Below are 20,090 nucleotides of genomic sequence, written 5' to 3' on the forward strand. Positions count from 1 at the left end.
ATCAAAGTGAAGTTTAACATCTCAAAAACAAAAAAACAAATAAATTTTTTGCTTGGAAAAAATAAAAATCGCGTGTAAAATCATTTTTTGAAAAAATAAAGAATGTCCGTGAGCATTCATTTTGGAGGAAAAAATGGTTAATACACATGTTAAATTACCCGGTTTAGATTTGAAAAATCCGATTATGCCTGCAAGTGGTACTTTTGGCTTCGGCGATGTAGCAGCTAAAGAATTTGATTTAAATGAATTAGGAGCAATGGTGATCAAAACAACTACACCACGTGCTACCATGGGTAATCCGCAACCGCAAATTGCGGTGTTAAACGATGGCGTTTTAAATTCAGTAGGCCTGACTAATCCTGGCGTTGATCAGGTGATCAGTGAAAAATTAACTCCATTAAGGCAGCAGTATCCAGCTTTACCGATTATGGCTAGCGTTGGCGGCGAAAGTAGGGCAGACTATGTTGAAGTGGCGCAGAAGTTGTCAAATTCTGGCTTGGTTAACGCCTTAGAAATTAATGTTTCTTGCCCTAATGTGGCCCAAGGCGGCATGAGTTTTGGGGTGCATCCCGAGGTAGTTGAGGAATTGACTAAGCAGATTAAAGCAGTCGTTGATGTGCCAATTTATGTCAAATTAACGCCTAATGTGACTGATATAACATCGATTGCGCAAGCTGCCGAAAAAGGCGGCGCGGATGGGCTCTCCATGATTAACACTGTTTTGGGGATGCGCATTGATGTGAAAGCCAGAAGGCCTTTGTTAGGACACAACTTGGGCGGTCTTTCTGGTGAAGCAGTTAAGCCAATTGCAATTAGAATGATTAATCAAGTTTATCAAGCAACACACCTGCCAATTATTGGCATGGGCGGAATTGGTTCAATCCAAGATGTAGTTGAATTTATGCTGGCTGGTGCTAGTGCCGTAGCAGTAGGAACGGCGCATTTTCAAGACCATCTTGCCGCTAAGGATCTGGCAGAGGATTTACCCCAAGAGCTTGAAAAATTAGGTATTCAAGATATCAATGAATTAGTTGGTCAAGTAAAATTTAATTAACGCTTGACAATCATTGTCAATTACAGTAACTTTAAAGCAATGAATGTCCTTTAAAATTAGTCCCGTGAGGCTAGCAAGGTAGGCTTAAATTTAAGTTTTGACTTTTATGGTGAGCTCCTAGTCTCAAGTGGATTAGGAGCTTTTTTTATGGGCAGATTAGGAGAGAAAAATGGCAAAAGAAATTTGGGATGCAATGGCAATGAAGCGTGCCTTAACCCGGATCACTTACGAAATTATTGAACAAAATAAAGGAACCGATGATTTAGTTTTGGTCGGGATTAAGACTCGCGGCGTTTACTTGGCACAGCGAATTCATGATCGAATCCAAAAACTAGAAGGCGTTGATGTACCGGTTGGTGAATTGGACATCACTTTGTACCGTGATGACCGTCATGATGCTAGTTTGAAGCAAGATCCAGTGGTCAACTCTGATCAAGTTGGTGTAGACATTGACGATAAACGCGTTGTGTTAGTCGATGACGTGATCTACACCGGCCGAACAATTAGAGCAGCCATGGATGCTTTGATGCATGTGGGACGGCCAGCGTCAATTAGAGTAGCAATTCTAGTTGATCGCGGTCACCGTGAATTACCAATCCGCGCTGATTTTGTTGGTAAAAATATTCCAACTTCTGCTGATGAACAAGTTGCAGTTAACGTAATTGAAAAAGACGGCAAAGATTCAGTTGAATTGAAGGCTTTGCCAAAATAAAAAAGAAAATAGTTAAATATCCAACCATTTAATTGACTCCAGAGAGGGCCAGAAGGGTTGATTTCTTTTCGCATACGCAAAAAGACTAGCCTGGAGCAATTAAATGCTTCAGGCTTTTTTGTATAGAAAGAACAAACAATGGAAAATTTAAATCTTGTCAGTTTACCACATTTTGTTAGTGTTGAAGATCTTACTAATGAAGAAGTTGCCGCTTTAATTAAGCGGGCTGAATACTTCAAACAAGGCGGCGCAACACCACGTTTAACTAAGTCAGTTTATGTTACTAATATGTTTTTTGAAGATTCATCTAGAACACATACTAGCTTTGAAATGGCAGAAAGAAAATTAGGTTTGACAGTCATTCCTTTTGATCCAGCACATTCATCAGTTAATAAAGGCGAAACCTTATATGATACTTCATTAGTCATGAATGCCTTGGGCGTTGATCTAGAAGTAATCCGTCATTCACAAAATGAATACTACGACGATTTGATTAACTTAAAGCCTCACCAACATTTAAACATTGGCGTTATTAATGCTGGTGACGGCAGCGGACAGCACCCTAGTCAATGCATGTTAGACATGATGACTATTCATGAACATTTTGGTCATTTTAAAGGCTTGAAAGTGGCTATCGTCGGCGACATTACCAATTCGCGCGTAGCTAAAAGTGATATGGAGCTTTTGACTAAGTTAGGGGCAAAAGTTTACTTCTCTGGTCCTGACTACTGGTATGACCGAGAATTTGACCAATATGGCAAATACGAAGAACTTGATCAATTAGTCCCAGAAATGGATGTGATGATGCTTTTGCGGGTGCAACATGAACGCCATTTGGGTGATCCGAATGAAAAAACTTTTGATGCCAAGGCCTACCATGAAAAATACGGAATTAATCACCAGCGCTATGACCAATTAAAAAAGGACACAATTATCATGCATCCCGGTCCAATTAACCATGACGTTGAACTTAGTGGTGACTTAGTTGAAAGCGACAAGTGCATGTTTGTCCAGCAAATGCAAAATGGCGTCTTCATGCGCATGGCAATGATTGAAGCAGTCTTGCGTGGTAGAAAGCTTGGAGGTTTAGCATAATGACGACAGCAATCAAGAATGGGATAGTTTACCAGAATGGTCGCTTAATTAAAGCGGATGTTTTGCTTGAAGCAGGAAAAATTAAGGCTATCGGGACTAATTTAACTGGGGAGCAAACAATTGATGCAACTGGCAAGTTGGTCAGCCCCGGTTTAGTGGATGTGCATGTTCATTACCGGGACCCGGGTCAAACATATAAGGAAGATATCAGAACAGGAAGCGAAGCTGCAGCTCATGGCGGCTTTACCACAGTTGGGGCAATGCCAAATGTGACACCAGTGCCGAATACGCCAGCTTTAATGAAAAAGATGGTACAAGAAAATCAGGCTAAGGGAATTGTTCATATTTTTCAGTATGGCCCAATTACTAATGGTGAAACCACCGACATCATCCCTGATTATGCCGCCTTGAAAAAAGCTGGAGCTTTTGCCCTCAGCAATGATGGTCACGGCGTGCAGACGGCGCAAACCATGTACTTGGCCATGCAAAAAGCTAAGAAAAATGATTTGATTATTGCTACCCACGCCCAAGATGATTCGCTTTTTAACCACGGCATTGTGAACGAAGGAAGCAAAGCTCAAGAATTAAATTTGCCACCAGTAACTGAACTAGCAGAAACTACGCAAATTGCGCGCGATTTATTATTAGCACAAAAAACAGGCGTCCATTATCACATTTGTCATGTTTCAACTAAGACCAGCGTCGAATTGGTGCGCATGGCTAAAGCGCGCGGAATCAATGTTACTTGTGAAGTTGCGCCGCACCATCTTCTGTTAACCGATGAGGACATTCCTAAGGACAACGGCTATTACAAGATGAATCCGCCATTAAGAAGCAAAGAAGATCAAGCGGCCCTCTTGGTTGGCCTGCTAGACGACACAATTGATTTGATTGCGACTGATCATGCCCCACATGCTAAGAATGAAAAAGAGGGTGGCATGAAAGAAGCAGCCTTTGGCATTACCGGCAGTGAAACAGCTTTTTCTAACTTATATACTAAGTTTGTCAAAGAAGAAAAAGTATTTACCTTGGAGCAGTTGTTATCATGGCTAACTGATCAACCAGCTAAAGTCTTTAATTTGCAAAAAGCTGGAGTACTTGAACCTGGTCGGCCCGCTGACATTGCGGTCTTTGATCTTGATCATGAAACAGAATTAAAAGAAAAAGACTATAAGTCAAAGGGCGTTAATACCCCATTTACCGGTAGCAAAGTTTACGGGGCGACAGTGATGACAATGGTTGATGGTCAAGTTGTCTATAGAAGAGAGGAAGAATAATGCGGTACTTAATCTTAGAAGATGGCAGCGTTTATGCTGGTGAAGGCTTTGGGGCTGACTGCGAGAGTAGTGGTGAAGTTGTTTTTACCACGGGGATGACCGGTTATCAAGAAGCGATTACTGATCAATCTTATGCCGACCAAATTTTGGTTTTTACTAATCCTTTAATCGGCAACTATGGTATTACTTTAGCAGATTATGAATCGCTTGAACCTAGAATTAAGGGCGTGATCTGCCATCAAGTTACCCGCCATCCTGATAATTGGCGCATGCAGACAAGCTTGCCGAAATTTTTGCAACATTTAAATATTCCTGGCATTCAAGGAATTGATACCCGTGAATTAGTCAAAAAATTGCGGGTTCATGGCACCTTAAGAGGAAAGATTGCTAATTCAAAGCAAAATGCTGAAAAGATTGTCGCTGAATTGAAGACTAAGAATGTAACTCAAGGCGTGATTAGTCGCGTATCAACGAAAACACCTTATCCAGTTCCTGGTTCAAAGCGCAATATTGTGGTGATCGACTTTGGCATTAAGCACAGCATTTTACGTGAATTAGCCCAGCGGGACTGTAACTGCATTGTTTTGCCTTATACTGCTACAGCAAAAGAAGTATTAAATCTTCATCCCGATGGCGTGCTTTTAAGCAACGGCCCTGGTGATCCGGCAGAAATGGTAGAAGCAACTAAGATGGTCCGTGAAGTAGAAAAGCAAGTGCCACTCATGGGAATTTGTATGGGCCACCAAGTCTTTGCCTTAGCTAACGGGGCTAAAACTTATAAGATGAAGTTTGGTCACCGCGGTTTTAATCATCCTGTGCGTGAAATTGCGACCGGTAATATTGGTTTCACCTCGCAAAATCATGGTTATGCCGTTGCCGCAGACTCAATTGATAAGGATAATTTGATGATTACCCACGTTGAAGTTAATGATGGCACTGTTGAAGGATTGCGGCACAAAAAGTATCCAGCCTTTTCAGTCCAGTTTCACCCGGATGCTACGCCAGGGCCTCATGATGAGGTTTCATTATTTGATGACTTTATGTCAATGATCGATCAAAGAAAGGAAGAAAAGCGTCATGCCTAAAAGAACAGATATTCATAAAATTATGGTGATTGGTTCTGGTCCCATTATTATTGGTCAAGCTGCAGAGTTTGATTATTCTGGGACACAAGCATGTTTAGCTTTGCGCGAAGAAGGCTATGAGGTGGTTTTGGTTAACTCGAACCCAGCTACGATCATGACAGATACGACGATTGCGGATAAGGTCTATCTTGAGCCCTTGACGGTTGAATCAATCTCGAGAATTATTCGCCAAGAATACCCCGACGCAATTCTGCCAACTTTAGGTGGTCAAGTGGGTCTGAATATGGCCTTAGCTTTAGCAAAAACAGGAATCTTGGATGAATTGCAGATTGAGCTGTTAGGTACGAAGCTTTCTTCGATTGAACAAGCAGAAGACCGGGAAAAGTTTAAAGAACTTTGTCAAAAATTGGGTGAACCAATTCCACCATCTAAGACAGTTAAGACAGTGGAAGATGCCTTAGCCTTTGGGGATAAAATTGGCTATCCGATCATTGTTCGGCCTGCTTTTACCATGGGCGGTACTGGCGGCGGTATTTGTCATAATCATGATGAATTAGCCGAGATTGCTAAAAATGGCTTGGAGTTATCGCCAGTAACGGAATGTCTGATTGAAAAATCAATCGCTGGTTATAAAGAAATTGAATTTGAAGTAATGCGCGACCGTGATGACAACGCGATGATCGTTTGTTGTATGGAAAACTTTGATCCTGTTGGGATTCATACGGGTGATTCGATTGTCTTTTCACCAAGTCAAACTCTGTCAGATAAAGAATATCAAATGTTGCGCGATTGCTCCTTGCGTTTGATTCGGGCATTAAAGATTGAAGGGGGATGCAATGTGCAGCTGGCCCTTGATCCTAATAGCTTCAACTATGATGTAATTGAAGTTAACCCCAGAGTATCACGCTCATCTGCCTTGGCTTCAAAGGCAACGGGTTATCCGATTGCCAAAATGGCCGCTAAGATTGCGGTAGGAATGACTTTAGATGAGATCAAGAATCCCGTTACAGGGACAACTTATGCGGAATTTGAGCCAGCCTTAGATTATGTTGTCTGCAAGATTCCACGCTGGCCATTTGACAAGTTCCCTAAGGCCAACCGCGTTTTGGGTACGCAAATGAAGGCGACGGGTGAAGTAATGGCTATTGGTCGAACTGCCGAAGAAGCCATGCAAAAAGCAGTGCGGTCACTAGAAATCGATGAAAAGGATTTGTACTCACCAATTGCCCATCAGGCTAGCGATGACCAATTAGAGCAAAAGCTGGTTAAGGCTCAAGATGATCGTCTCTTTTATTTGGCAGAAGCCTTTAGACGGGGTTACAGTTTAGAAGATTTACACGAATTAACTAAGATTAATTTCTATTTCTTGGATATTGTGCAACACCTAGTTGAATTAGAAAAAGAACTTAAAGAAAATAAAGACGATGTTGATACTTTGCGCCTAGCTAAAAAATACGGCATTAGCGATCCAACGATTGCTTCTTTGTGGGATGAAACTCCCGATCAAGTTCGCGCTTTACGTAAAAAGCAGGGCATTATTCCGGTCTATAAAATGGTTGATACTTGTGCGGCTGAATTTGAATCGCAGACACCATACTTTTATTCAACTTATGATGCGGAAAATGAATCCCACCGAACTGGCAAAAAGTCAGTCATCGTCATTGGCTCAGGTCCAATTAGAATTGGTCAAGGGGTAGAATTCGACTACGCTACCGTACATTGCGTTAAAGCTTTACAAAAAATGGGTTATGAAGCTATTGTTATCAACTCTAATCCAGAAACGGTCTCAACCGACTTCTCAATTTCCGATAAGCTATACTTTGAACCTCTAACACTAGAAGATGTCTTGAATGTTTGCGATTTGGAAAAGCCAGAGGGTGTGATTGTCCAATTTGGTGGGCAGACTTCAATTAACTTAGCTCACGGTCTAGAAGAACATGGTGTTAAAATTCTCGGTACAAAAGTAGCTGATCTTAACCGGGCTGAAGACCGCGAACTTTTTGATCAGATTATTAAACAAATGCACTTGCATCAGCCACAAGGATTAACGGCTATCATCCATGAAGGCGTGCTAGAAGCTGCCGAGCAATTGGGGTATCCTGTCTTAGTTCGGCCAAGTTATGTCTTAGGTGGTAAAGCCATGGAAATTGTTTATAATAAGGTCGAACTAGAGGAATACTTGCACGACCACGTTGATATTGCAGCCGATCACCCGATCTTAGTTGATGATTATCTTGATGGGCGTGAATGTGATGTCGACGCAATTAGTGACGGCAAAGAAGTACTTTTGCCAGGAATTATGGAACATATTGAACATGCCGGAGTGCACTCAGGCGACTCGATGGCGGTTTATCCGCCACAAACCTTCTCTGATGAAGTTAAGGAAAAGATTACGGAAGTTACCAGAAAATTAGCCTTAGCTTTGAACTGCGTCGGGATTATGAACATTCAATTTATTGTCAGAGAGGGTGAAGTCTATGTGATTGAAGTTAATCCAAGAGCCAGCAGAACCGTGCCTTTCTTGAGCAAGATTACTGGTATTGAAATGGCACAAGTTGCTACGCGAGTGATTATGGGTGAAAGCTTAGCTGAGCAAGGCTATAGCGATGGTTTAGCGCCAGAGCCAGAACTGATTTCAGTCAAGGCGCCAGTCTTCTCCTTCAGTAAATTAGCTGATGTCGATTCTTACTTAGGCCCAGAAATGAAGTCTACTGGCGAGGTAATGGGCAGTGACCATACTTTTGCTAAGGCCCTTTATAAAGCTTTTGCCGGTGCTAAAATGCAATTGCCAGAAAATGGTAATGTTCTTTTGACTATTGAAGACCGCGACAAGGAAAAGATTTTACCAATTGCCAAAAGATTTGCACGGATTGGTTACCGAATTTTTGCGACTAAGGGAACGGCTGATTTCTTAAAAAAGAACGACTTGCATGTAGAACTGGTAACTAAAGTGCACGAAGCTGAGCAAGCTGATAATAACATCTTGAATGAATTGCGTGATGATCAGATTGATTTGGTAATTAACACAATGGGGCATGATCTGGAAAAGAATTCCGATGGCTTCATTATTAGACAGATGGCGATTCAGCAAAATGTGCCGCTTTTGACAGCGCTAGACACTGCCGATGCACTTCTGACGGCACTAGAAAATAGATCATTTGCGACCGATGCCTTGCAATAGAAATAAAAAAGTGAATATCTAAATGAAATAAACTCCGAGATTTTGATGATCCGTACCGTGTCAAGTAGACAGTTAAAATATATAAATAATCAGTTTAATCAGATCGCTATATTATGCGAGCTGATTTTTCTTTTCATCGATCCTTTTCCAAAAATCTTTATATCGTTTATCTTATTTTATTGGATATGAAATTATATTCCCTGAATTATTCTTAGTTTCCAGTCTTACTTGACCTGCGGTCTTACCTTTGAAACGTTCTTGAGGATCATAATTAACATAGTATTCAATCGTTGCTTTAAAAGCTGCTTCCATATCTTCATAATTATTTACATTTGGATAAAGAATTGCTCTCATTTCTTTGATTAAACCTTGCCAGCCTTCCTTGGTCCATTATCAATACAGCGGCTTACTCGTGACATTGATTGTGACATGCCATGTTCTTTTAGTTCTTGCAGGAAAGCAGCTCTAGTAAATTGAAATCCTCGATCACTATGAAGCATTGCATGACTATCTGGTTCTCTTTTCCAAGCAGCTGTTAAGGCAGCGTTAACTAAAGCCACATCATTACGCTTACTTAGAGCATATCCAACAAGAAATCTGTCATATAGATCAAAGATAGTACAGAGATAAATCTTTTGATCTGTTCCTGGAACCTTTTCTTCGGTAGTATCAGTACACCATTTTTCATTAGGTTTAGTGGCATTGAAGTCTCTGTGTAGTATATTTTCGGCGGTTTCTTCCGGTCTAGCTGCTTTATAGCGATAAATCTAGCCTTACTAGTATAGATGCCATTCACACACATCAAGCGAGCCACCGTCCTGCGGTATATTTTGGCTTTACCGTCTGTTAGCTCATTGTTTAATGCTAAAGTCATCTTAGGAGAACCGAAGAGACTATTATTACTCTTAGTTATTTCTTTAATACGTTTAAGAAGCTCTTGATCTCTTAATTCACGTTTACTTGGCTTATGTTTGAGCTATTTGTAGTAGGCCGAACGAGCAGTATGAGTTTGCTTACACATCCATTCAATCGACCACTTGTATTCCTGATGACATTCTTTGATCAAATTATAAAGAGAGTATCGCTGTTTTGGTATAAGTGCTATTTGTCTTTGTTTTGGCTGTCCAGCAAACACATCCTTTCTAATTCCTTCACTTTTTTAAGAAGGATATTTGTTGGTCTTTGAGTTTCAGACAGTTCAGATTCTTTTAATCGATGACCACGTTTATCTTCTAAACTATTAGCTCCTTGTTCTCTGTGTTTCTTGGACTAGTTATATACTTGCGCATAGCCGCAGTCAAATTTAAGAGCTGTTTCTTTATAGTTCCATTCATGATTCTTACAGTATTCTACTATCTGCTTTCGTTCTTCTAGGGTTGTCTTTTTTCTCTTAGTCATATAAGCCTCCGGAATAGGATTGTAGTCCTTGAGTTCTTGATGACTATTATACTTGATAACCCATTGCTTTAAATTGGTAGGAACTTTGTAGTCCAAACTTATTTGCCAGCTGATTATATGAACCTTCACCATTTAAATATTGTTTAACTGCTTTAAGCTTAGCTTCATAGCTAAATTTACTTTTTTCTAGACATATAAAAGGTCCTACTTTCATAGATAGTACAGTTTATATATTTGTACTGTCTACTAAAGTAGGACTATATCATTTCGAGGGTCACTACATTTGAATGATTTTTTAATTCCGCTGGCAAAACCTCGTTTTTTCTTTTTGCTAGCAAGTAACTGCCTTGTTTGCAAAATATTAAAGTTCATGTCCGAATTTTGGGTTCCATATACCTTCATCGTGCTTTTTCTAAACTTTGCTTACTAGCTATAGTTAACCACTTGGTAACTTTAGTTTAATAATATTTTTTTCCTGAATTGTCAAATTAGAAATATATTGCTTGAAGAGTTCTTCTGCTGTTTGATATTGGAGGATTCGACGATGTTTACGGTTAATGGCATCAGTTGCCTGTTGAACATAAGCAGCTGACTTATCTTTCATGCTTTTGTCCTTAGGGAAAAATTGACGCAGAAGTCCATTGCAGTTATCATTTGTGTCTCTTTCCCAAGGAGAATATAGATGAGCAAAGTAGATCTGACAGTGTTTGATTTTAGTCATATCTGCAAACTCAGAACCACTGTCAAACGTAATTGAAGGATGCCGATCTATTTCCTTTTGAAGCAATCTTTGACAAGTGTTGGCTCGATAATCAGGTATTTTGATAACAACCTCAAAATGAGTGGTTCTTTCAGTCAGTGCTATTAAGGCAGGTTGATTTTTGCGTCTAACGCCTTTGACTAAATCGCCTGATATTGCATATCCAGCAATCCTTGATCAATATAACGATGTACAGTGGGCGTGCTAGGACATGGATAACTTGGCATAATCCTGTGAAATTCATCGATGCTGGTGGCATCAAATTTGGCTTTAAAGCGTCTGCTTAGCATTCTGAAAAAGACGGCATAATGCTTTAGTGGATTACGCTTATAGCAGTTTCTGCGGCGCTTTTCATGATAAATTTGTGCAGTATCAGCGTAATAGTGCTCATACAAGACATAGCTGCTATTTCTTTGCAGGATACTGCCTCGTCTAATTTCACGGCTGATAGTTGATTTATGACAGCCTACTTCTTGAGCGATAGCAGTGCAGGAGGTTATACCAGAATCAAGCAGAGCTTGAATTTGTCCACGTCGTTCGCTGTTCAATTGATGATAATGCCTGGAAATGCTAGAATTTGAGTTGGTCAGGAAGATCTTCCTTTCTTGATTTTTTGGTCACTTCAAGTTTAGGTCTTCATGGCTTTTTTGTTTAACACTTAGTGTTGCACTTCAATTTTAAATCCGGGAATTTCTTACATTAAAAAATAAAGAATGAAAATTATGGATAACGTGTGTTATACTAAACTGTAGAAATTGATTGAAATTTGTTTAGAGTTGAAAAGAGTGACTTAAGATGTTATCAAAGAATAATACGCAAGAGAAATTAAGAAAATTAGAAGAAAAGAAAAATCATTTTGCAATTAGAAAGTTAACAGTTGGAGCAGCTTCTGTTTTAATTGGTTTGACCTTTATGGGTGTGTCAAATAATCACGTTGAAGCGGCTCCTAATGATCAGTCTATAGCAACTACAAATATTAATCAAAAAGCTCAAGTTGAATCGTCAAGTCCACAAAAAGATGATACTCAGACTAGTTCAAATACTCCAGTTAGTTCTAAAAACCCTGCAACAGAATCTAACAAATCTACTCAAGTTCAAGATACAAATAAAGCACAAGTACCTAATACTCCATCAAATGAAGCAGTAGAGAATGCTCCTGCAGTTAAAGGAGTTAGTGCTGAAAGCAACGGTGAACAAATTGATAACATTCACAGTACCATCAGTGTGACTGCTACCAACAAGTACACTGGTCAAACTTCATCTTCAAGCGCTAATACAGTACAAGTCAATGAACCTACTGCCGAAGATTTGAACATGGTGCTTACTTTAACTAATGATACTGACCAAGAACAGCAGATTAATACTGCTTATCCAAATAATTCTTATGCTCTTCCTGCTTATGGTGGAACAGGTGCTCAAATTGTAGTCGATCCTTCTAGAGTTAAAGTAGTTAATGGCGAAGTTACTTTTGGTGGTAATTACACTGATAGTAATGTTTCAATTGGTTCTTGGGACTATGCCACAGGTAACAATACTTCAAGTGGTTTTAATAATAGTTCAGAAACTAAAGCTATTATTGCTAAAAAACCTGAATTAATTGGTGGATTCTCAACTATAGGAACTCTTAAAGCAAAAGAAATTGTTACAATCATTGTGCCACTAAAAGTACTTGATACTCAAAAACAAGTTATTGGCGGTGTCCAAAGACAATGGGGGCAAGCTATCACTATTCAAGCAAGTCCTGAAAACTTCCGTGATGCAAATGATTACACTGATACTAATTTAACAGTTGATGGCTTAACTGATGGTAATATTTCCAACTTGGCTGATAATAATGGTAATTTAATTGTTTCTGGTCAAATTACTAATAACGGTTTTATCTCTCATGATGAAAGTTTAGTCTTCAACTTATCAAGTGTTGGCAGTGCTAATAACCATAAGGTACAAACTGTTTTAGACCATGATAAAGCTATTCAGTTAGATTGGAATAATGCCACAAACGATAATATTTCTTATTATGTTAACGGTACTTATAAGACTGCCGCTCAAATGACAGATTCTGATTGGAATCATGTAACTATGGTTAAAGTTGATGCATCTCTTCAATCAGGTCAAACTGGAAAAGTAACTATTCCGGTAAGACTTAGCAACTTAGACCAAATTGAATCTGACTTGCAAAATGTAAGTGATATGGGTCCATCTAACAATCGTTTAAATACCATTTCTTTATCTGCAAAATCAGACAATAGTGATCTTAAAGTTACTAACGGTTCAGTTAGTTATTATTCTGAATTACCAGCTTATGCTGCAATGAAGGCCATTGAAGATGAAATTAATGGTAAAGGTTCAATTACCCCAATGTACTTAGTAATTGATAAAGATGGTAATCGTAGCTACAAACCAATTGCTGGTATCACTATTCCACAATTAGGTAAAGACTGCTTTACTTACTTAAATATTGGCCACAAAGATCCAAGTAGCACTTTATTTACTGATGGTGATTACACTATTAAACTAGATAAGGTTTTTGACGCTGCTAAAGATCATGGCTTCTCTGTAAATATCAGTAAGAACAACGGTCAAGAAGCTGCTTGGCCAACATATTATTATCAAGCATCTAGTGCTAATAAGGCTGATAAAATCGATCTTTATATGCAACTCCAACAAATTTTTAATACTAAAGACTTAACTTTAATGGTTGGAGATAGCTGGAATTCTAATGATAGTCTCGTATCGGCTAATGTTAATTTCTATACTTTAAACTTCTCAGATTACTTTGGCACTGCCTACGATGGTAATAAAGATCTTAAGGCTACTGGTGATTACACTTATGATCTATATGACGCAAAGGGCAAACAAATTGCTAAAGATGTTCCAGTGGGTCAAAATGTACCAACTTTAGCAATGGGAACTTATAAAGTCGTTTACCATTATCAAATTAATAAAAACGAAACTGTTTCAAAAACTGCCACAATTATTGTAAATGGTAGTACTTCAAGTGATCCTTTGACACAACCTGATAAGCCTGAATTCGAAGGTGGCGTTTCTGGTACTCCTTTGACTCAACCTGATCTTCCAAAATATACTGGTCCTATCTCTAATAATCCTGATAATTCTGAAACTCAACCAGAAAGTTCAGTCGCTCCCCTTCCACAAGAACCGGAAGCTCTAACTGATAACAATAATGTTCCAAGTGAACCGGCTACTAATGAAGATACAGTTGCGCCTCACTCAACTAAGAACACAGATACCCAAGAAAGTGCAGAGAAGAAGACTAGCCCTGAAGTAACTGCTTCAGTACATGCAACTAAGCTTGCTACAATAAGTCATCATGCACAAGTAACAAACAATAACCAAAAGAAAGAAAATACTTTACCACAAACCGGTGACCAAAAGAATAATTCAGCAATTGCTGGCCTCTTAGCAATTGGCTTAGGTATCTTAGGTTTGGTTGTTAGAAGACGCGAAAATTAATTAATATTATTCTTTAAAAAAGTTAGAACCAAGCAATTATTAAATTGCTTGGTTCTTTTTCTTTTACTTTGTTTTCTTCAAGTCTGATGCGAGTTAAGAGGTTGATGTAATTAGAGTAGCCATAGACTGTTCTTTCAATTTGTTTGATTTTGCGGTTAAAGCCCTCTAAACAACCATTGGAATAAGTTAGAGCAGCTCCATTTAAGATAGCCAGCTATTTTTTATAGAATGTCATTAGTGTCTTATGCATTAATTCATAAGAAGCACTTAAGACTTTTAACTTAGAAGCATTGGAAATAGAACAATACTTCTTAACGGGATCAGTTTGAGCCATTGATCTACGATTGCAGTCCCTGTATAAAACCCGCTGCTTAAACAAACGGATAATTACAGGAAAGCTAGCGTTAGCTGTAAGATAACGATTATCAGATTTGTAACGGCCATTGTGAAGAAGATTAAAAGAACCACAAAAAGGACAAGCAGATTGAATTAAGACCGCTTTGATTTTTTATTGAAGAGGACTGTGTCCTATTTTTTTGTTGCCAAATTTTGTATTTAATAAAAGCGTTTTATATTTTCCTTACTTTTCGTTTGCACAGTAAGCGATTTCATTGATAGAATGCTTTTTGTAACTTTTTAATATACAGGGGAGACAATTTGATGAATTATTTATTTCTATTCATCCCGGCAATCGGCTGGGGACTTATGCCGATGTTCGTTGCTGGGGTCAAGAAGAGTAACATCTATCACCAAATTTTAGGGACTGTGTTTGGTGCATTTATCTTTGGTGCGGTTGTTACTTTAATTAAGCATCCCGCCTTTAATGCGACTACTTTCATGTTAGCGATGCTTGCTGGTGCTGCTTGGGTTATTGGTCAGGTTGGTCAATACTACAGTTATTCTAAGGTCGGCGTTTCCGAAACTATGCCAATCTCAACTGGTTTGCAGCTGATCGGTGTGCCGCTTGTTGGGGTATTAATCTTTGGCGAATGGGCAAGCACTCAAGCTAAGCTCTTTGGTTTCTTGGGAATTATTGCCTTGATCATTGGGGTGGCCTTCACTTCATTAACTGACAAGGGTACTGCTGAAGGCGATAAGAAGGACCAGACCACAACCATGATTGTCTTGGTTTTGACTACTTTGGGTTACATCACTTCAAGTTCCATTCCTAAGGCCTTGAAGGGAGACAGTGTGATGATCTTCTTTGCTGAAACTATCGGAATGCTAGTTGCAGCAGTGATTTACTTGATTGCTTCTAAGCAAACTCAAGTATTCAAGCAAAAGGAAAGCTACCAAGTAATTCCAGCCGGAATTATTTATGCAATCGCTGCTCTTGCTTACATCGTTTCAGTTAAAATGAACGGGGTAAACTTAGCCTTCGTTATGTCGCAGCTTTGCGTAGTTATTTCTACGCTTGGTGGGATTGTCTTTTTACACGAAGAGAAGACCAAGAAGGGTTACATCTACACTGGTATTGGTTTAGTATTGATCGTAGCTGGTGCAGTGCTTACTTCAATTTTTTAAAAAGAATAATATTCAAGTCTTGAAAGCAAATTTGTTTTCAGGGCTTTTTCTTTGCCTTTATTAACATGAGGCGATATCATACTTATTTACTAATGGAATATAGTTAACAATTGTAGGGAGCTTAGAGATGACTTTTAGCAAAGAAGAAAAAGAACAAGCTTTAAAGAATTTAACTGCTGAAGAATACAAGGTAACTCAAGAAGCGGCTACTGAATATCCTTTTAGTGGCAAATACGATGATTTCTACGAGCAGGGTATTTACGTTGATGTGTTGTCTGGCGAGCCGCTTTTTTCAAGCAATGACAAGTATGATGCAGGTTGCGGCTGGCCTAGTTTTACCAAGCCGATTAAGAAGTTAACCTATCATCGTGATCAGTCACATGGTATGGAGCGCACAGAAGTTAAGAGTCCGGAAGCTGATTCACATTTGGGTCATGTTTTTACCAATGGGCCCATTGACAAAGGCGGGTTGCGCTATTGCATCAATTCTGCGGCTTTGAAGTTTATTCCGTTTGCTGAGTTAGATGAAGCCGGCTATGAGGAATATAAGAATTTGTTTTAGTGAAGCCAAAAATGGATAGAAAAGATCAGCGTGCAAATACTTTTATTAGTAAAAAATGTCATATTGTTTAAGGCACAATCCAGATAAATATGGTTTGAAGCTTGATGAATATGGCTTTGTCGATTTGCAAGAATTTTTAAAAGCAGAAATAATAAAATCTGTGCTCTGTATGGTCATTCAATTCCTGGAATTATTAAACGCCGACAGGCAGTGCCGCCTCTTATCAAGATGGGATTGATTTTTATGTAGGTAATAATGAAGTATGGCTGTGTTATGAAGTACCAAGCAAGTATTTACGATTAGGATGAAATTAAAGCAACAAAAAGAAAATGGTAAGAGCATAAATTTTAGCTCTTACCATTTTTTTATTAATCATTATCTTTTTGTTTAAACCAATTTTTGGCAAAATCAGTTAAGGCAACTGCATTAATTACCTTAATAGTACCATTATTTAGTTGAACTGTTTTCCAATCATTAGGACAAGTTTTTTCGAAAGCAGCTCCCAATTCGTTAAAGTCATCATAAGAATCCATATCAATATTTTGATATTTGGTCCAAATCGTTTTACCGTTTTGATCAATGTCGGTTGCAGCTAAGCAAGTCTCACTTTTACGACCAATTGTTGATTCTGCATAATGAAGCATGGTGCAAGTCTCGTAGTCTGTGCCTAAGAAAATTATTTTACCATGATTTTGATAAAGATAATCTAGTGGACTATTAACCCCATAGGGTATATTCAAAGGTTGCTTTTGAGCAATCTTTTCTTTATTTTTACCCCAAATTGTGAGCGGTAAATAAGGATGATTGCTTCGAACAACGTTAGGTAATCTTCTAAAGTACTCAGGAGTAACTCCTAGACCTACGGTGACCGAGGTGCCCGGATTATAGGGCGGCATAGTATCGCGAATAAGTTGAATTAAATCTTTACTAATGGGTGGATATTTCCAAGTTGCCGGATCACAATTTGTGGTAACTTGGGACGGCATCATCAATGTGCCTTCTGATAAAATTTCTTCCAAAGCTTGGACAATAGTTTCAGGTCCACCTGGAACGTAGTTGAACTTGCTCATTGCTGTATGAACGAGACAAGCATCGGCCGAATTAATTCCGACTTCGGTTAATGCTTGTTTAAAATTAATCTTGGTTGTAACCGTGTTAATAAAATTTTCAGACATAATCATTTTCCTTTTTCAAATAGTAACGTTATTGACTGGGTCTGAAAAATGCTACTCTCGTTTTAATTTCTGCATTGTTAATCTTATTCTTTTTGTTACTCATAATAATAATCTCCATATCAAGAATATAGTTTACATTCTAGCACATTAAATAAGCACTAATTCTAAATTCAGAAAAAACTAGTGCTTATTAATATCATTTTAAATTATTTACTTTTCATAAAACTTGATCTCAGTATTAGCCAAGTCTACAGTATAAGTTTCTTCCTCAAGCGGACGCATGGTCATCCCTTCATCGGTTGAATAGATGATCAAGGCTAATTTGCTACCAGATGGGATCGTGTAGTATGTTGGCTGCAACAAGAAGTCTAAGTCATAGAATTTATCAGCGTCAATTTCTTCTGGCTTCTTCATGTCCTTGTAGTTTTGCAAGTTCATGTGAGCCTTGGTAATTAACTTAGCCTTGGTCTTCTTGTCTGGTACAAATTCTTGTAAAGTGTCAGTACCAAAGCGATAACCTAATTCTTGACCGCCACGCATTAAGAGTTTAGGTGTTGCAGTCAGGCGTTGTCTTTCACCTAATTCAACCAAGGCAACAGAGATTTGTCCCTTAGGTAAGCTGCCTTTAATTCTAACTTTTACTTCAGGACGACCGACGATGGTAGTAGGGTGGATAAATTCATCCGTTTCAAAACGCAAGCTTGGTTTAGCCCACTTTTTATCGCCGCAGATGAACTTGTATTGCCAGTCGCTTTCAGAAATGCCGGCCTTCTTAAATTCAATGCCGCCTTCATCAACAAAAGAAGGTTGCCCCTTGCCATTACCATTTTCAAACAATTCGCCCTCATCAGTAGGGTAGTAGGTCTTTTCACGGCCCAAGTCATCTGACCAATCTGCTTCTTCATGCCACTTGTCAGCTTGCAAGTTGTCTTGAATCATGACTGTTGGCCATTGCTCGTAAGCATTGTTTTCAACACCCAATAATTCATGAACAAACCAAAGATTCATTAAGTCTGTGAAGTCGATGGAAACAAAGTTGTTCATGTTGTAGTGTGGTCCTTGGTGCAAGAAGAGGTGGTGCTTCATTGGCATCTTTTTAACTAGTTGCCAAATCTTGTAGACGTTCTTTGGCTTAACGTTCCAGTCGTTTAAACCGTGAACGGAAATCCAAGAACATTTAATGCCATCGGCGTGGTGACGATAGTTTCTAGCTTCCCAGAAGTCTGAGTATTGCCCAGTCTTGCGGTCTTCTTTTTCACGGAGCTCTTTTTGCATCTTGTCATATTCTGGCTTGATCTTAAGATATGAGCCGGCATCCCACAAGTTGGATTGACATGTTTCGGCCAAGAGATCAAGGTCCTCACCTTGACAAGCTTCAGGGGCAATCACCAAGCCGTGTTCACGATAGTAGTCATACCAAGAAGAAATGGCTGCTTCTGAAACGACAGTTTTAAGACCAGCAACGCCGGTGGTGGCAATGGCGATTTGCAAAGTACCTAAGTATGAACGGCCAGTCATCCCGATGTTGCCATTGCACCAATCAGCTTTAGTTTGGACCTTGCGTGTACGGTCGGTGTAAGCAACACGGTCACCGTGCAGCCATTCAATGACGGCAGCAGCTGATTCAGTTTCTTCGGGTGTACCGGTAATTCGGACACCATCGCTGCCACGAGTACCAATTCCCCCGGCAAAGACACTAGCAAAACCTCGGGCAAGCATGTATTCGTTTAATGGGTAAGATGACTTGTGGACTGCTTCTTCAGTAGCCGGACGGCTGGAACCATCGGAGTTAGCGGCCTTAACAATTGGTGAGTGAACGTATTGAGGATCGTTCCAGTCAGCGGCATCAGACAAGTTTTCGTCAACGTTGTGATTACGCATTTCGTTAGCGATAATACCGCCAAAGTATGGAGATGCCGTATAAAGAGCAGGCACCTGCAAGCCTTGTTCAGTTTCAGCAGGGCGGAAGATAGTAACTTGAATCAAGTCGCTCTTGCCATCATGATCCGTATCAAGGTCAGTTTCAACATAAACCACTTCACGAATTACCTTATTGGTATCAAAAACTGGAATGGATTTGCCGTTGAAAAACTTGAATTCATTTTGACCCCAGAATTGGGTGAAGTAGCCTTTGCCAGCCATTACGTCAAGTAGAATTTGCCCATTCTTAGTACGAGTATTAAGCAAACGGTAGAAGGCTGAGATCAACTTTTTAGTATCAGAAATATCTTGCACGAATGGCAGAGCATTTCTTTGCATAAAAGCAGTTGGATCAACTAAATCATAGTCGTAATGAACGTGGTAGCCGAGCAGTTGTAAAGCAACGTTGTAGAATTGTTCAGTGCCGATTGAAGTTGGCTTTTCCTGCAAAAAGTCGGCGAGTGTTTGCTCATTGGAAACAGCAAATTCGACCAATTTAGCAGTCTTAGCAGCGTCAGTTTTTGCTTCGGCGATCGTCATTTTAATGAGCTTGGCTAATAAGTCACTGAAGCTCCAGTCGGCGTAGTTTTTAGGTAAGAAATTAATATCAGTTAATTCTTTAACTTGGTGATCGAAGTCAGTCTCGACATAAGCGTATTGATTATATTTCATAATTTTCTCCTTTATAGTTTAATTACCTTCTATTTTACTTTTAATTTGAACTAGAACCAATAGATATGACAACTTATCAACAAAATATTATTGTTTCAGTAATCGTTACCAGTAGATTACTTTGAATTTTAGCTTATATTGACTAAAAAGCGAACAATGTGCTTATTCAGTAAAATTGACCAAATTTGCTTTTTGAAGGCA

The 20,090-nt window shown here is 39.1% G+C and carries 14 protein-coding genes and 4 pseudogenes; 10 read left to right on the forward strand and 8 right to left on the reverse strand.

Annotation, left to right across the window (positions count from 1 at the left end):
• Positions 1-133: 133 nt before the first annotated feature.
• The 6 genes from Q0Y84_RS00165 (at position 134) to carB (ending at position 8,404) form a co-directional block, all read left to right on the forward strand.
• Positions 134-1,054, forward strand: coding sequence for a dihydroorotate dehydrogenase (locus Q0Y84_RS00165; RefSeq protein ID WP_297949565.1), 921 nt, complete (start codon positions 134-136; stop codon positions 1,052-1,054).
• A 169-nt stretch (positions 1,055-1,223) separates the two neighbouring features.
• Positions 1,224-1,766, forward strand: coding sequence for a bifunctional pyr operon transcriptional regulator/uracil phosphoribosyltransferase PyrR (pyrR, locus tag Q0Y84_RS00170; protein ID WP_297949567.1), 543 nt, complete (start codon positions 1,224-1,226; stop codon positions 1,764-1,766).
• A 138-nt stretch (positions 1,767-1,904) separates the two neighbouring features.
• Entirely contained in the window at positions 1,905-2,861 is a 957-nt protein-coding gene (locus tag Q0Y84_RS00175; RefSeq protein WP_297949569.1) for an aspartate carbamoyltransferase catalytic subunit, read from the forward strand.
• Complete coding sequence (locus Q0Y84_RS00180; RefSeq protein ID WP_297949571.1) at positions 2,861-4,138, forward strand: dihydroorotase; 1,278 nt, start codon at positions 2,861-2,863, stop codon at positions 4,136-4,138. Before Q0Y84_RS00175 ends, Q0Y84_RS00180 begins: the two co-directional genes overlap by 1 nt.
• Positions 4,138-5,223, forward strand: a complete 1,086-nt coding sequence (locus Q0Y84_RS00185; RefSeq protein WP_297949573.1) for a carbamoyl phosphate synthase small subunit — start codon at positions 4,138-4,140, stop codon at positions 5,221-5,223. Before Q0Y84_RS00180 ends, Q0Y84_RS00185 begins: the two co-directional genes overlap by 1 nt.
• Positions 5,216-8,404 carry a carbamoyl-phosphate synthase large subunit gene (gene carB / locus Q0Y84_RS00190; RefSeq protein ID WP_297949575.1) on the forward strand — a complete coding sequence of 1,063 codons (3,189 nt, stop codon included), beginning with the start codon at positions 5,216-5,218 and terminating at the stop codon, positions 8,402-8,404. Before Q0Y84_RS00185 ends, carB begins: the two co-directional genes overlap by 8 nt.
• A gap of 171 nt (positions 8,405-8,575) precedes the next feature.
• On the opposite strand, the gene Q0Y84_RS00195 is transcribed toward carB, so the two are convergent.
• From Q0Y84_RS00195 to Q0Y84_RS00215, 5 genes and pseudogenes are all read right to left on the reverse strand, one after another.
• Positions 8,576-8,758: a hypothetical protein gene (locus tag Q0Y84_RS00195; RefSeq protein WP_297949577.1), complete on the reverse strand. Its 183-nt coding sequence runs from the start codon at positions 8,756-8,758 to the stop codon at positions 8,576-8,578.
• 8 nt (positions 8,759-8,766) lie between these two features.
• Positions 8,767-9,171 carry a DDE-type integrase/transposase/recombinase gene (locus Q0Y84_RS00200; protein ID WP_366791206.1) on the reverse strand — a complete coding sequence of 135 codons (405 nt, stop codon included), beginning with the start codon at positions 9,169-9,171 and terminating at the stop codon, positions 8,767-8,769.
• A 71-nt stretch (positions 9,172-9,242) separates the two neighbouring features.
• Positions 9,243-9,326, reverse strand: a pseudogene (locus Q0Y84_RS00205) (transposase); the annotation flags it as partial.
• 347 nt (positions 9,327-9,673) lie between these two features.
• Positions 9,674-9,898: a hypothetical protein gene (locus Q0Y84_RS00210; RefSeq protein WP_297949579.1), complete on the reverse strand. Its 225-nt coding sequence runs from the start codon at positions 9,896-9,898 to the stop codon at positions 9,674-9,676.
• A gap of 340 nt (positions 9,899-10,238) precedes the next feature.
• A pseudogene (locus tag Q0Y84_RS00215) lies at positions 10,239-11,152 on the reverse strand (IS30 family transposase).
• Positions 11,153-11,357: 205 nt separating this feature from the next.
• Here Q0Y84_RS00215 and Q0Y84_RS00220 point away from each other — a divergent pair.
• The gene (locus Q0Y84_RS00220; protein WP_297949581.1) at positions 11,358-14,036 is read left to right on the forward strand and encodes a YSIRK-type signal peptide-containing protein; all 2,679 of its coding nucleotides are present in this window, start codon (positions 11,358-11,360) and stop codon (positions 14,034-14,036) included.
• A gap of 22 nt (positions 14,037-14,058) precedes the next feature.
• On the opposite strand, the pseudogene Q0Y84_RS00225 reads toward Q0Y84_RS00220, so the two are convergent.
• Positions 14,059-14,538, reverse strand: a pseudogene (locus tag Q0Y84_RS00225) (transposase); the annotation flags it as partial.
• Positions 14,539-14,696: 158 nt separating this feature from the next.
• On the opposite strand from Q0Y84_RS00225, the gene Q0Y84_RS00230 reads away from it, so the two are divergent.
• The 3 genes and pseudogenes from Q0Y84_RS00230 (at position 14,697) to Q0Y84_RS00240 (ending at position 16,430) form a co-directional block, all read left to right on the forward strand.
• Positions 14,697-15,560, forward strand: a complete 864-nt coding sequence (locus Q0Y84_RS00230) for a GRP family sugar transporter (protein WP_297949582.1) — start codon at positions 14,697-14,699, stop codon at positions 15,558-15,560.
• Between the two features lie 127 nt (positions 15,561-15,687).
• Positions 15,688-16,122: a peptide-methionine (R)-S-oxide reductase MsrB gene (gene msrB, locus Q0Y84_RS00235; protein WP_297949584.1), complete on the forward strand. Its 435-nt coding sequence runs from the start codon at positions 15,688-15,690 to the stop codon at positions 16,120-16,122.
• An 11-nt stretch (positions 16,123-16,133) separates the two neighbouring features.
• A pseudogene (locus Q0Y84_RS00240) lies at positions 16,134-16,430 on the forward strand (RNA 2'-phosphotransferase).
• 60 nt (positions 16,431-16,490) lie between these two features.
• Here Q0Y84_RS00240 and Q0Y84_RS00245 read toward each other — a convergent pair.
• Positions 16,491-17,297 (reverse strand): aminoglycoside N(3)-acetyltransferase, encoded by an 807-nt coding sequence (locus tag Q0Y84_RS00245; protein ID WP_297949586.1) that lies wholly within the window; start codon positions 17,295-17,297, stop codon positions 16,491-16,493.
• 210 nt (positions 17,298-17,507) lie between these two features.
• Entirely contained in the window at positions 17,508-19,889 is a 2,382-nt protein-coding gene (locus Q0Y84_RS00250; protein ID WP_297949588.1) for a Xaa-Pro dipeptidyl-peptidase, read from the reverse strand.
• Positions 19,890-20,090: the final 201 nt, after the last annotated feature.

This window comes from uncultured Lactobacillus sp. (genome assembly GCF_947367125.1).
Taxonomy (GTDB): Bacteria; Bacillota; Bacilli; order Lactobacillales; family Lactobacillaceae; genus Lactobacillus.

Coding starts and splice junctions, on each gene's coding strand:
- Q0Y84_RS00165 (WP_297949565.1), top strand. CDS start 134: ATGGTTAATACACATGTTAAATTACCCGGTTTAGATTTGAAAAATCCG.
- pyrR (WP_297949567.1), top strand. CDS start 1,224: ATGGCAAAAGAAATTTGGGATGCAATGGCAATGAAGCGTGCCTTAACC.
- Q0Y84_RS00175 (WP_297949569.1), top strand. CDS start 1,905: ATGGAAAATTTAAATCTTGTCAGTTTACCACATTTTGTTAGTGTTGAA.
- Q0Y84_RS00180 (WP_297949571.1), top strand. CDS start 2,861: ATGACGACAGCAATCAAGAATGGGATAGTTTACCAGAATGGTCGCTTA.
- Q0Y84_RS00185 (WP_297949573.1), top strand. CDS start 4,138: ATGCGGTACTTAATCTTAGAAGATGGCAGCGTTTATGCTGGTGAAGGC.
- carB (WP_297949575.1), top strand. CDS start 5,216: ATGCCTAAAAGAACAGATATTCATAAAATTATGGTGATTGGTTCTGGT.
- Q0Y84_RS00195 (WP_297949577.1), bottom strand. CDS start 8,758: ATGAGAGCAATTCTTTATCCAAATGTAAATAATTATGAAGATATGGAA.
- Q0Y84_RS00220 (WP_297949581.1), top strand. CDS start 11,358: ATGTTATCAAAGAATAATACGCAAGAGAAATTAAGAAAATTAGAAGAA.
- Q0Y84_RS00230 (WP_297949582.1), top strand. CDS start 14,697: ATGAATTATTTATTTCTATTCATCCCGGCAATCGGCTGGGGACTTATG.
- msrB (WP_297949584.1), top strand. CDS start 15,688: ATGACTTTTAGCAAAGAAGAAAAAGAACAAGCTTTAAAGAATTTAACT.
- Q0Y84_RS00245 (WP_297949586.1), bottom strand. CDS start 17,297: ATGTCTGAAAATTTTATTAACACGGTTACAACCAAGATTAATTTTAAA.
- Q0Y84_RS00250 (WP_297949588.1), bottom strand. CDS start 19,889: ATGAAATATAATCAATACGCTTATGTCGAGACTGACTTCGATCACCAA.